Annotated in this window: 13 protein-coding genes; 7 read left to right on the top strand and 6 right to left on the bottom strand. The window is 46.3% G+C overall.

Features of this window, described 5'->3' with window-relative positions; translation table 11 throughout:
• The 3 genes from LDL40_RS15280 to LDL40_RS15290 all read left to right on the top strand — a co-directional run.
• On the top strand, positions 1–1,180 hold a 1,180-nt coding region (locus LDL40_RS15280), incomplete at its 5' end, for a hypothetical protein (protein WP_300996296.1).
• Positions 1,181–1,571: 391 nt separating this feature from the next.
• On the top strand, positions 1,572–2,216 hold the full coding sequence (gene folE / locus LDL40_RS15285; protein WP_300996297.1) for a GTP cyclohydrolase I FolE: 645 nt from the start codon (positions 1,572–1,574) through the stop codon (positions 2,214–2,216).
• Positions 2,217–2,405: 189 nt separating this feature from the next.
• Positions 2,406–2,810: a VOC family protein gene (locus LDL40_RS15290; protein WP_300996299.1), complete on the top strand. Its 405-nt coding sequence runs from the start codon at positions 2,406–2,408 to the stop codon at positions 2,808–2,810.
• On the opposite strand, the gene LDL40_RS15295 is transcribed toward LDL40_RS15290, so the two are convergent.
• Positions 2,746–3,885, bottom strand: coding sequence for an alkaline phosphatase family protein (locus tag LDL40_RS15295; protein WP_300996301.1), 1,140 nt, complete (start codon positions 3,883–3,885; stop codon positions 2,746–2,748). The genes LDL40_RS15290 and LDL40_RS15295 overlap by 65 nt on opposite strands.
• 339 nt (positions 3,886–4,224) lie before the next feature.
• On the opposite strand from LDL40_RS15295, the gene LDL40_RS15300 reads away from it, so the two are divergent.
• Positions 4,225–5,616, top strand: coding sequence for a sodium:alanine symporter family protein (locus tag LDL40_RS15300; protein WP_300996302.1), 1,392 nt, complete (start codon positions 4,225–4,227; stop codon positions 5,614–5,616).
• A gap of 150 nt (positions 5,617–5,766) precedes the next feature.
• Here LDL40_RS15300 and LDL40_RS15305 read toward each other — a convergent pair whose 3' ends face one another.
• From LDL40_RS15305 to LDL40_RS15325, 5 genes are all read right to left on the bottom strand, one after another.
• On the bottom strand, positions 5,767–6,189 hold the full coding sequence (locus LDL40_RS15305; RefSeq protein ID WP_300996303.1) for a DUF3010 family protein: 423 nt from the start codon (positions 6,187–6,189) through the stop codon (positions 5,767–5,769).
• Between the two features lie 446 nt (positions 6,190–6,635).
• Entirely contained in the window at positions 6,636–6,767 is a 132-nt protein-coding gene (locus LDL40_RS15310) for a hypothetical protein (protein ID WP_300996304.1), read from the bottom strand.
• 76 nt (positions 6,768–6,843) lie between these two features.
• On the bottom strand, positions 6,844–7,374 hold the full coding sequence (locus LDL40_RS15315; protein ID WP_300996305.1) for a hypothetical protein: 531 nt from the start codon (positions 7,372–7,374) through the stop codon (positions 6,844–6,846).
• 264 nt (positions 7,375–7,638) lie between these two features.
• A complete protein-coding gene (locus LDL40_RS15320; RefSeq protein WP_300996307.1) occupies positions 7,639–8,523 on the bottom strand; it encodes a LysR family transcriptional regulator in 885 nt (294 codons plus the stop codon).
• A 184-nt stretch (positions 8,524–8,707) separates the two neighbouring features.
• Positions 8,708–9,334, bottom strand: coding sequence for a class II aldolase/adducin family protein (locus LDL40_RS15325; protein ID WP_300996308.1), 627 nt, complete (start codon positions 9,332–9,334; stop codon positions 8,708–8,710).
• A gap of 106 nt (positions 9,335–9,440) precedes the next feature.
• Here LDL40_RS15325 and LDL40_RS15330 point away from each other — a divergent pair, with 106 nt between their 5' ends.
• From LDL40_RS15330 to LDL40_RS15340, 3 genes are read left to right on the top strand one after another with little or no spacing between them, the layout of a single operon-like run.
• Positions 9,441–10,598: a methionine aminotransferase gene (locus tag LDL40_RS15330; RefSeq protein WP_300996309.1), complete on the top strand. Its 1,158-nt coding sequence runs from the start codon at positions 9,441–9,443 to the stop codon at positions 10,596–10,598.
• Positions 10,574–11,356, top strand: coding sequence for an amidohydrolase (locus LDL40_RS15335; RefSeq protein WP_300996310.1), 783 nt, complete (start codon positions 10,574–10,576; stop codon positions 11,354–11,356). The genes LDL40_RS15330 and LDL40_RS15335 overlap by 25 nt, the downstream gene beginning before the upstream one ends.
• Positions 11,357–11,365: 9 nt before the next feature.
• Positions 11,366–12,550 carry a sugar MFS transporter gene (locus LDL40_RS15340; RefSeq protein WP_300996311.1) on the top strand — a complete coding sequence of 395 codons (1,185 nt, stop codon included), beginning with the start codon at positions 11,366–11,368 and terminating at the stop codon, positions 12,548–12,550.
• Positions 12,551–12,712: the final 162 nt, after the last annotated feature.

The raw sequence follows: 12,712 nt of genomic DNA on the forward strand, positions 1-12,712 counted from the left end.
ACAAATGGTTAAACAAGCTTGGGGAAATAACGATGGCGAAAGACGACTTGCAGGAGAAGTTTACCCCCACGAGCTGATACTTATGTACGCACTCAAAAACGAACGCCCCGAAATATTTGAGCTGCTCAATCTTATTAGCGCAGATGGTGGTGAAGTTACACTTGCGACGATCTTAGATAAGCATATGCCACAAGTGACTGATTTTCAGAAAGAATTTTTAATTGAAATTTTTAAGTTTCTTAACTTATTGGATGAATCGATTGTTCGCTTGCGACAAGCTTCATCTGACCTGGAGAATAAAGGGAAAGGAGGAAAAACTAAGACTGACATCTCACTTACAGTAAATTTGAATTTTAAGCTCAGTAGTCTCTCCGTAATCAATCCTGACCGCAAAAAGTTAATGTTACGCGGCGCTATTTTCGGTGAATATTTTAGCCACTTGGCCGCATACTCGTTATTCAAAGAGATAGCTGATGGTCACTTAGATGCTGTTGATACTTTAATTACTAATGTCAGCGAAGGAAACCTTGATGTTTGGCTGGACACGCTAAGTCGCTACGGTGTCCGTATGTTTTTTAACTCAACTCAAGATTTCAAGCTGCCACAAAGAATAATTTCTAAGTTTTTGTGGGTTCCAGAGATAGGCTTATCCCATCCCCTTATGCAAACTATTGATGTCACACTTCAGCATTCAACACAGTTACCTTTGAATAATAACTTTGTTCGCTATTTAGTATCTGATCAATTTTGTGATGATGTCCTCCAATGGATTCCATCTCTAAAGGTACAAGCACTTGGCGATATTATGCTTATGCTTCGTCGAATCAGTGTTAGCGGAAGGGATTCGGATCTCCATGTAATACAAGCAAAATTTGCATGCCAGAGATTGATTATGGATATAGCAAAAGAAAGTTCCGTGGAACATACCGCTATATTGATATCGTTTTTTTGTGAATTAGGAAGTGACTGGCGTTATCTTGAAGAGCTGATTCAAGAAGCGCTAAGTATTGAAGATTTTGGTCTTATAAAGTGTCAGTTAGAAAGCATGAATCTAAATTCCAGTGGTTTGTTAAGTGCATACCAAAAGCTTTATCCAGAACATGACTTGATTAAGTCGGACAAATTGGACAGAGACTATCTTGCTGCACTGGCAGTTCTTGAACGGCTGAGGGAGAAGTAAAGTTTAAAGGGTCAGCATAGAAATTAATTTGGCACAAAGTGACAATACAGACGATCTCAGGAACAGGCCGGGCAACTGCGTTAGCAGACCCTGTCCAGCATGGGTGAAGGCGGGATTTCAGCAAGTCAGCAATCTGACTTGCTGCCGACTGAACGGGTTTTGCTCTGCAAAACCCCGGGGGCGAACAGGAGCCTACATGGATGTATTTACGGCGTGTCTGCGTTGTAGTTGACCGCGCCGTGTGAGTCTAAGCTCCGTGGGCCACTCTTACTTTCAGGCTATTACCGCAGTCACTCTAAAATTTGCCTTAACAACCTATTCACCAAACTAAACCAATTCGCTGTGGTCTGCGTATAACAAGGTCTATTGATCACAAGCGGCGAGAGCTTTTATGTTAACTGAATCTGCTTTAGTGGTACGCGGCGCTCTGGAAGCTGCCGGGCTGGAAACTCCTATGCTGGACAATGGTTTGTCCAATGAGCAGAAGAAACAGCGTTTAACTGAATTGATGACCCAAGTGGTGCACACCCTTGGCCTGGATTTAACAGACGATAGTCTGGCGGAAACTCCGGCCCGTATTGCCAAAATGTATATAGACGAAGTGTTTTCAGGTTTGGATTACAGCACCTTTCCGAAAATTTCGATGATTGACAATAAAATGCGTGCTGACGAAATGGTCAAGGTGCAGAACATCAGCTTTACCAGCACTTGTGAGCATCATTTTGTCACTATAGATGGCACTGCCACTGTGGCTTATATACCGGGCCAGAAAATTATTGGCTTGTCGAAACTGAATCGGATTGTGAAGTTTTTTGCCCAGCGCCCTCAAGTGCAGGAGCGTTTAACTCAGCAAATTCAGGTGTCTTTGCAGGCCTTACTGGGTGTTAAAGACGTGGCGGTCAGCATCGATGCTGTGCATTATTGTGTGAAGTCCCGTGGTGTGATGGATACCAGTTCCAGCACTAAGACTATGGCTTTGGGTGGTGCTTTTAAAACCGACCCAGCAACTCGTTCTGAGTTTTTATCAAAGTTTTAAACCCTTCGTCCTTGGAGCCGCAGCTTTGTTGGCTGCGTTCTCTCGCCCTAATCACATAGCGTGTCTATGTGATTGCGGACTCATTCGCTTGCCACCTCGCTGCAGCCCCAATTACTTTGGGTTATAGCTGGCTGGGTTTAGTTGCAACTGGCACACTAGGCGTATTACTAGTTGCCAAGGGTTGTTGCTATGTTAGCCGGTATTCATCATGTGGCGCTGATTTGCAGTGATTATCAGCGCTCAAAACACTTCTACACTGAAATTCTGGGCTTAAAAGTTCTGGCTGAACATTACAGGGCCGAACGTTTGTCTTACAAGCTGGATTTACAACTGCCTGATGGGAGTCAACTCGAGTTGTTTTCTTTTCCCAATCCACCGCCTCGCCCCAGCACTCCTGAAGCTCAGGGCTTACGCCATTTGGCTTTTCAGGTGCTGGATGTGGCGCAGATGGTGGCACATTTAGAGCAGCATGGTGTTGCAGTAGAGCCAGTGCGGATCGACCCTTATACAGAGCGCTCTTACACCTTTTTTAAAGACCCTGACGGCCTGCCACTGGAGTTGTACCAAATAATGCCAGGCGAGCTGAGGCGCTAAAATCAAAGGGGTGCGCAGCTTTAGGTTGAGCAGCCTGATAATCAAAACCCAAAACGGCGGCCATTGTGGCTGCCATCTGTCCTTGTTGCCAGCTTCCATTGGTGCGGATTAAACCTGCCGCCGGAATGCCAGGGCCTATAGCAGCCAGCCAAATTTGTTCTGAACCGGCTATTTGCGGTACTGGCCCTTTGTAACCAGGTACGACTGAACTTTTGCCATGAGAGCGCCACTGCGCAGCTTCTCCACGGCCATGATCGGTGCTGATTAGCAATGTGGTTTGGTCACGGTAATAAGGGTCGTTTTGTAATTCCTGCCATAAGTCGGCAATAAACTGGTCGCTGCGATGAATCGCTGCCAGGTACTGGTCGTATTGACCCATATGGGCAAAATCGTCGGCTTCACCCAGGGCTATATAGAGCAATTTAGGTTTATGCAGGCGCATATGCTCCAGCGCAAATTCCTGAGTAAATACATCCAGTCGCACTGATGCAAAAGGACTGGGTGTTTTGGCCTGCAACTGATTCAAATACTGTTGTTTTTCGCTGAGTTTTCCTTGTTCCTGCATAAAACCGGCATTCACCGTCAGGCCGGAACGCTTGGTATTTAAGATATAAGGAAACAGATCCCAGGAGCCAAAAGCCGCGACTTTATGCTGCAGTTGTGGCTGTTGGTTTAACCATTCCAGCACGGTCACATTAGGGTTGGCTATTTTGTTATTGCTGTGAATAGTCGGGTCAGAAAATCCGGCCAGCAGTTCCTGATAACCAGGGTAAGAAATCTGGTAGGGGTTGCTGACATTAATGGCTGATCCCTGACTGCGGTCGCCGACAGTAATGCCTTGCTGCTTCACTGTGTTATGCAAAAAGGGCATTAAAAGCTCAGGCTGGGCCGGTTTAAATGCCCGGATCAGTTCCGGTGTTTTCACCCACTGCGATTGTTGATAAAGGGTGGGATCAACTCCGGCAAAAACTTCCTGCCAACGCACGCCGTCTATGCTGACTAATACGACTTTAGGTTCAGCCTTCAGGCTCAGTGGCAATAGCAATACAAGCGACACAAGCCAGTTTAACTTCATTTGTAAGCCCCAACAGCAGTGGATTGGGGCAGATCCTGCCAGCTCAATATGACAACAAAGCTGGAAACTGATGGCAATTCGGTGACAGGACGCTTAGCAAGGATAAAAAAGCTTGCTTTGGCTCTGTTCTACGCTGAAGATAGCCTTCTATAAAAATAGCCGTCTGGAAGTATACCCGTCGCCCTTGAAGCTGCAGCTTTGTTGACTACGCCATTTCGCCTCAGTCACATAGGTTAACTATGCTCCTGGGGTCTCACAGGCTTGTCGCCTCGCCGCAATTTCAAGTTGCCTGGGTATATAGAACAGGCGGTGAAAATAAAAATACCAAGGTGCGTGTCTATGTCCGATTTTAGTTTTCAGCAGGCCTTTGAGTGGCTCAGTTCCGCCATTGCCTCTGTCGTGTTTTATGCCATACCGATTAACGGCGCAGCTTTGCCTGTCACAGTGCTGTGGCTGGTATTGGGCGCCATTGTCTTTACCTGTTATTTAGGCTTTATCAATATCCGAGGTTTTCGCCATGCGATACGGGTGGTGCGTGGCGATTACGCCGATAAAACCGACAAAGGCGATATCACTCAGTTTCAGGCGTTGTCGGCGGCTTTATCCGGCACTGTGGGCACAGGCAATATTGCCGGTGTGGCTGTCGCCATTGCTTTGGGTGGGCCTGGTGCTACGTTCTGGATGATAGTGGCTGGCTTTTTAGGCATGACCACCAAGTTTGTTGAATGCACCCTGGCGGTGAAATACAGAGTATACAATGCTGATGGCAGCACTTCGGGTGGCCCTATGTACTACATCAAAGCCGCTTTGGATAAATATGGTTTGCCACGGCTGGGCAGCTTTTTAGCGGCCTTTTTTGCTATTGCCTGTGTGTTTGGCTCTGCTGGTTTTGTCCATGTGAATCAGGGCTTTTCTCAGGTCAAACTGGTGACAGGTTTTGATAACGCCTGGGTATTTGGCCTGGTCTATTCGTTTTTAGTGGGCCTGGTGATAGTAGGTGGTATTCAAAGTATTGCCCGGGTTACCAGTAAGTTAGTGCCTCTGATGTGCGCCATTTATTTATCGGCCGCTTTTGTATTTTTGGCTATGCATTTCGACGCTATTCCGGCGGCCATCTGGACCATATTACAAAGCGCCTTTGCACCTGAAGCTGCTTATGGTGGTGTGATCGGTGTGATTATTCAAGGCTTTCGCCGCGCTGCTTATTCTAACGAAGCCGGTATTGGTTCATCGCCTATAGCGCATTCGGCGGCCCGGACTAAAGATCCTGTGTCTGAAGGTTTTGTGGGTTTGCTGGAGCCTTTTATCGACACAGTCGTCATTTGTACTATATCCGCCTTAGTCATAGTGGTGAGCGGTGTTTATCTGCAGCCAGGTTTAGATGGGGTGCAAATGACCTCTGCGGCTTTTGGTTCGGTATTCGATTGGTTCCCGTTGGTGCTGATGGTAGCGCTATTGCTGTTTGGCTATTCCACAGTGGTCAGTTGGTCATTTTACGGCTTAAAGTCCTGGACTTACTTGTTCGGTCACAGCGATTTTACTCAGCGTAGTTTTAAAGTGCTGTTTTGTACCGTAGTGGCAATCGGCGCTGTGCCTAATATGCTGGCGGTGTTTGATTTTATCGACTCCATGATCTTTTTAATGGCGGTGCCAAATATTCTGGCTTTGTATTTGTTATTGCCGGAAGTAAAGCAGGATTTAAAAGCTTACCTTTTAAAACATAAGGGCTAAAGCTCAAAGGCCAAAGAATCAGCCTAATACCCTAAATCATTGGGGTTGCAGTGAGGCGACAAGGGAGTGAGACCCCAGGAACATAGACCTCTATGTGACTGGGGCGAAGGAGCGCAGTCAACAAAACTGCAGCTTCAAGGATGACGGGTATTACTTTGCCAAGTAAGCGTAGGCGGTGATAAAAGCAGTTTCCTGAAAACCTTTTAAGCCTGTCTCTTTAAAGTCGATAGGTACAGGGTGACGCGATAACTGCTCTTTAATAAAAGCGCTGGTTAGGATTTCGGTTTTCACATTAGGCAATAATTGCAATGCAGCCTCCATCTTAAAACCAACAGCACCGCCGGCAAACTTGCCTTTTTGTGGCCGTTCACGAATAACAAAAGTGTCGATTTTGTAATCTTCAGCCAGCTTGGCGAAAATGAACTGAAATTTCTTCATCTGCTCGCTGTCCTGATCTTTTAACAGCGGCAAACGTACAGTGCGGCAATCCGGAATATCAAACAGGCCGCTATCTATAGCCAATAAACACAAAATGGCTTCACTGCCTTTCATTTCAACACCACAAACGCGCATAGGAATATCTCTGACTAACTTAAGTTGGGCATATTATGACAGCTAAATAAGGAAAAACTATAGCCAAGTGTTGGTCGCTGAAACCACAGTTTGTTTTAGCAACAAATGTTGGGACGCGGGTTTATCTCCGCTCGTCTGGCGTCCACTATGCGACTTGGGCGAAAGCACGCAGTCAACGACGCTATGGCTGCAAGTCGGCGGGAAAGCCCCCTAAGTAATTGCGGTCAGAGCAAGGCGACAAGGGATTGAGTCCCAGGGAGCATAGTCCACTATGCGACTTGGGCGAAAGCACGCAGTCAACAACGCTATGGCTGCAAGTACGACGGGGGAAAGAAAAAAGCAGACAAATCTGACAGGGGGGAGGCGATTTGTCTGCTCACAGTGAGTTCAGATCTTAGTTGTATGCTTTGGCCGGGGAAGCCAGGCATCACTACAACAAGATCTTATTACTGCTGAAAATCTTCGTCATCAACATCCCACTGGCTTACCGAAATCTGCCGGTAAAACGACCAGTGCTGCAACAACCAGTTCAACCAATGATGATGAACGTCATGATCTTGCGGAATATGGAATGACATACCAGTCTCCTTTCACTATATCCGGGCCTTTACGCTAGTAGGGCCCAGAATAGCGATGTTAGATGACAATACCTTTTCAATCCGTCACTTTTAACGTTGACGCTGTGTACACAGGGCTAGCAGCTTTTAACTTTTCATTTAAAAGAGCCAGGTTGTGTTTGTTAATTTCACTTTGCTCCAGCGTAGTGGCCTGTTGAAAATCAGCTAAAGCTGCAACAGGATCTTGCCCCATCAAACGGGCGACACCACGGTTAGTGTATGCAAAGGAGCGCATTTCACGTTTGTAGCTACTGTCAGAGCTTTCGGCACGACGGGCGGCATAAATGGCTGAACTGCATGCTTGCTCTGCCTGTTTAAATTCCGCCATGTGGGTGTAAGCCACACATAAGCTCATGTTTTTACTGAATGAGTCTGCTTGTTTGTCTGTCGCTGCTGTTGCTTCCGCAACACCATCCTGATACAGACCTGCTTTAATTTTGCTCACGCCGGGGGTATCTTCGATCAATACCATTTTAAATCCGCTGGTGGCAGCGCTGGCGACAAAAGAACTTGAGGCCAACAGCATCACTGCTACTTTTTTGCCAAAGCTAAGGGATGTCGCTTTCATAATTTACTCTCCAGTACTCTTCAATAATTTCATTTCAAAGTGCAGGTTATTCACTGCACTGTGCATACTTTAGAAAGTTAATAACGAACTGACAAAGGATATAAATCCAACCGATAAGTGAGAAAAATTCATTCATTTGGCGCTAAAGAATGTCATCTGGAGCTGATCCGGCGCGAAATGGAGAGGGGTGATATTGACTGAAACCTACGTCCCTGTAGGTGAGATGCAGACCAAAGCTGGCACAGTGAACAGAATGCAAGAGCGTTAAAAAGCGCGCTGAAAGCTCTGTAATATCCAATTTACCAGCAGTTGAATTTGTGGTTTGTTTGGATCTGTTTCATGTTGTACCAAATAATATTTATCGCGGCTTTCAAGTTCTTCACTGAACAGGCGCTTTAAACTGCCACTGGCAAACCAGGAGTGGCTGATAGGCCAAGGCACCAGTGCTATACCCAGTCCCTGTTGGGCGGCCCTGGCCACGCTGAACATACTATCGAGCTGTATTACTTGTTTTGGAGTAAAGCTTTCCATTTCCAGCTGCTCCGCCCATTGATGCCAGGACCAGGGTCTGGCCTGATGCACCAGGCAAGGTACTTTGGTTAAGGCTTCAAAACCAAGTCCATCCAGTTGCTGGTACAAAGCCGGGTTACAGGCTGGTACATAGCTGATAGGAAATAATTCGTAGGCAATTTTGTCGGTAGGCTTACTGCTGGCCAATAAAATCTGTAGGTCAGTATGTTTTGCCGGGTCTTGTCGGGATTTGATTGTCTCAACTTTCAGGTTGATATCAGGATGTTGTTCTGACCAGCCAACAAGTTTGGGTACAAACAGTTCACTGGCAAAAAATTCCGGCATTGAAATACTGATTTCTGTAGGATTTTTTTGCAGGCTAAAAGTTCGTAAGGTTTGTTCCAATTCACGCATTAGTGGCAATAACGCCTGATAAAAGGCTTTGCCCTGAGCAGTCAGCTCAACTGATCGGGTTTGACGTATGAACAGGTCCAGTCCCAGCTCTGATTCCAATTGTTTAATTTGATGACTGACGGCTGAAGGCGTCAGATACAACTGGCGGGCAGTTTCTTTAAAACTTAAACAGTCGGCGGCGACACAAAAACAGCGTAGGCCGCGCATCGAACTATGTATGGCCATAAGAATTCACAATTGTTACCAAGGACGCTGAACTTAAGCAAAAATGGAACCATAAGTTCATTGTGTTGATTATAAAGGTTTTTTTTATTATCTAATCTGCAGGCTGAACCGACACTGGTCATCTATGCACCAACATGGTGCGTTGATGCCTGCAAAAAGGATACTGGCAAGTATAATAGCTGTTTTATGAATTAAAATGACAGTCTGCTTTAATTCGCTCTAACTCGCAGGCAATCATAAACTGCCAGGCCTCCAGATGGCGTTTGGCGCTGTCAATGCTATCCCCCCAGACGTACAGGCCGTGACCACGCACTAAAAATGCATAAGGTAAGACTTCACGATCAAAGCGTTGGTGTAATTCCTGCAGTATGAGCCCGGTAGATTGTGGCTCCAGAATAGCCAGCGGACTGCAACTGAGTTGCGCTGAACTGGCGGCCACCTGCTGTTGCATTTCATATCCAACGACAAGGTGTTGGTCAGCTTTAATTAAGCGGGAAAACACCGTAGCCTGCAGGTCCTGAACTTGCAGTATCACTTTGTGCTGAGGGTTAAACTGATACAAAAACTGGTGGATAGCTGTAGCTGTATCAGGTTGTTTTTGGCTTGGCCAGTCGAGTGAAATCAAATCCGCCGGACTTAACTCGTTTTTATCTTTGCTGTGGGCAGTAAAAAGCGCGCTATGCTCAGAAGTACGGATCGAAAATAGTCCACTGCCTGTAGGCGACCACTGACGTTGGGCTATCCAGCGGCCCAGAGTACAGAGCTGGATTGCATAAGGATTTAATTGATTAGCCTGAATAGTTTGATTCATCTTGATGTTTAGACGTCTACACGTGAAACTGTCTGGATGATAGCATTCGTTAGTTATTCAAGCCAGCCAGTTTTATAATGTTTTTACGTGGTTGTGAGATTTAATTATGAAGTTACAAAGTAAATTACCCGCCTTAGGTACCACTATATTCAGTCAGATGTCGCAATTAGCGGCAGAGCATCAGGCTATTAATTTATCTCAGGGTTTTCCCGACTTTCAGTCCAATCCACGCTTGATCGAATTATTAGCTGAATCAGCACGCGATGGATGGAATCAATATGCGCCTATGCCTGGAGTATTAGCGCTGCGGCAACAAATTTCAGTGTTGGTAAAGCGTTGTTACCAAAGGGATCTTTGCCCTGAACAGCAAGTCACTGTGACCAGTGGTGCCACCGAAGCATTGTTTGTCGCTATTCAGGCTTTAGTCCGGCCTGGTGATGAAGTGATAGTTTTTGATCCTGCTTATGACAGCTACCAGCCTGCGGTAGAACTGGCTGGTGGCTTTACAGTGCATGTGCCTTTGTTACCACCTTTGTATCAGGTGGATTGGACTCAACTGGAAAAACAGATCAGCAAAAAAACGCGGCTGATTATCGTCAACAGTCCACACAATCCGACTGGTGCAGTGTTCAGTCACCAGGATTGGATGGCGCTGCAGGCGCTGGTATTAAAACATCGTCTGTATTGCATTAGTGATGAAGTTTATGAACATTTGGTGTTTGACGGACAGCCCAGACATAGTGCTAATCAATATGCCGAACTGGCAGAGCGTACAGTCGTAGTGTCGTCTTTTGGAAAAACCTTTCATGTGACAGGCTGGAAGCTTGGCTATGCGGTCGCTTCTGTTGAACTGACCAGCGAATTTCGGAAAATTCATCAGTATGTAACTTTTTCCAGCTTTACTCCGGCGCAACATGCCATCGCTCAGTTGTTACTGGAACAACCGGATCAAGTGCGTGAACTAGCCGCTTTTTATCAAAAAAAACGTGATCAATTCCGCCAGGCGTTAGCAGCTTCAGCCTGGTCCTTATTGCCTTGCCGGGGCAGCTATTTTCAGCTGGCAGACTATAGTGCATTCAGTGATTTGGATGATGTGGCTTTTTGCCACTGGCTGACCAGGGAGCATAAAGTTGCAGCTATTCCTTTGTCGGTGTTTTACCGCCAGCCCCCCAGTCAGCGTATAATTCGTTTTTGTTTTGCCAAAGAGCCGCAGACATTGGCTGTGGCGACGGAGATTTTATGTCAGTTATCCGTGTTGCGTTAATTCAGTCCGACCTGGTTTGGCAGGATAGTGCTGCCAATCGCAACGCGTTGGAGCAACAGATCCAAACACATAAAGGTGCACAACTCTTTCTGTTGCCAGAGATGTTTAACACAGGTTTTAGCATGGATTCGACGCGTATTGCTGAAACTATGGAAGGGCTTACAGTACAATGGATGCAGCAACAAGCTAAACATACAGGGGCCGCGATTTGTGGTTCTGCGGCTATTGCTGAGCAAGGGCACATCTTTAACAGATTGTTGTTTGTGACCCCGGATGGCGCAGTGCAGTGTTACGACAAGCGACACCTGTTTCGGATGGGTGCAGAGCAGCAGCATTATCAGGCGGGGTCTGAGCGGGTAATTGTCTCTTATCTTGGCTTCCGTTTTTGTTTGCAGGTTTGTTACGACTTACGTTTCCCGGTTTTTGCCCGTAATCAGCAGGATTACGATGTGTTGATTTATGTGGCGAACTGGCCACAACCACGACGTCAGGTTTGGCGCACTTTATTGCAGGCACGTGCAATAGAGAATCAGGCTTATGTATTGGGCTGTAACCGGGTTGGTACAGATGGCAATGCGTTAAATTACAGTGGCGACAGTATGGTGATTAATTATTTAGGTCAGATCCAGACTGAACTACCTGCTGGTCAATCAGGAGTGCTAATGGCCGAGTTGGATTTAGACGCTTTACAACAATTTAAACAAAAGTTTCCGGCTTATCTGGATGCAGACCCTTTTGTATTAACGCCTTCATTTTAAGGAGAACCCATGTATCAGCGGCAAGTGACGGTACTGGTGTATTTAAGTTTTATGTTATTGGGTTTGCTCAGTATTTTGTGGGGTATTTTGTTACCTGACATTATGGGTCAGTTACAGATGTCGCCAGCCGCCAGCGGATTGTTTTTTGCCTGTTTGTCTTTGGGCTCTATTACCGGCGCGTTTTTAGGCGGTAAGTATGTGCAAAAGTTTGAATTTGTGCCTTTGTTTGCCGTGCTTTTACTGATTTTAGTGGTGCTGATTATTGGAGCATCTTTGGTGCAGTACTGGCCTCTGTTGTTGTTTTTTGTCTTTACTTTAGGTTTAACCTGCTCAGGCCTTTTTACCATAGGCCACACCCTGATCGCGCGGCTTTATGTTGAAAAACGAGCCCGTATGATGGGTTTTATGGATTTTATGTTTAGCTTAGGGACCTTAGCGGCACCTTTATACGTCGTAGTCTTGTATTGGGGTATTGAAGACTGGCGTTGGCCTTTACGTATTCTGGCGGTGTTTTTAGCTGGAACCGCCTTATTCGCCTGGTATTTGGGGCGCACTCATCAAAGTCCTGCTCATATGGCACATGCCAAAGGCAGTTTGTCGTATCGCCAGGTGATGAAGAAACCGGTGTTTTTTGCTTTGGCTTTAATGATGTTTGGCTATGGTGCTGTGGAATGGGGTCATGGTAACTGGTTTGTCACCTATGCCAGTCAAGGGTTAGCTTTAAGCACTGAGCAATCACGGTTAATTTTTGCCTTTTTTACCGGAGGTATGGTGTTAAGCAGGTTAAGTTTTTCCTTATTTTTACGCTGGTTTACCAGCGCTCAGTTACTGATGATCCTGGTGCTTTGTGCCTTTTGTGGCGCGGTACTAGTGAAAATCACTGCGGTGCCTGCTTTATTGCAATTGGGTAACTTTGCTTTAGGTTTAGGCTTAGGCGCTATTTTCCCGCTGATGCTCACTGCGGCTATGGATCTGGACAGCGATAATGGCCCTGTACTTTCTGGTCTTGCCAATATCGGTGGCTCAATAGGCTATCAGGCTGCAGCTTTGGGCACAGGTTTAGCAGCGCAGCAAGTGGGTATTGCGACTGCCTATTGGCTGATCCCTATACTGGCGGTTTGGTTATTAGGCACCGTCAGTTATTTCAGTTATTTGTTGCATAAAAAACACACGCAAGCTTGTATACCCAAGTAACTTCAAAATGCAGAATTCAGCGGGAGAAAAAAGCGCTTTAGGCAAGGCAGCTGTTGGAAGCTTTAGTGGTTCTAAAGCGACAACAGTTAACGCGGCATAAAGCGCTTTTAGCCCCGCCCGAAGGGAGTCGCTGGGCGATTGCACTGCGGTGTTAGCCTGTCT

The organism is Rheinheimera sp. (assembly GCF_020217005.1).
In the GTDB taxonomy this organism is placed as follows: domain Bacteria; phylum Pseudomonadota; class Gammaproteobacteria; order Enterobacterales; family Alteromonadaceae; genus Pararheinheimera.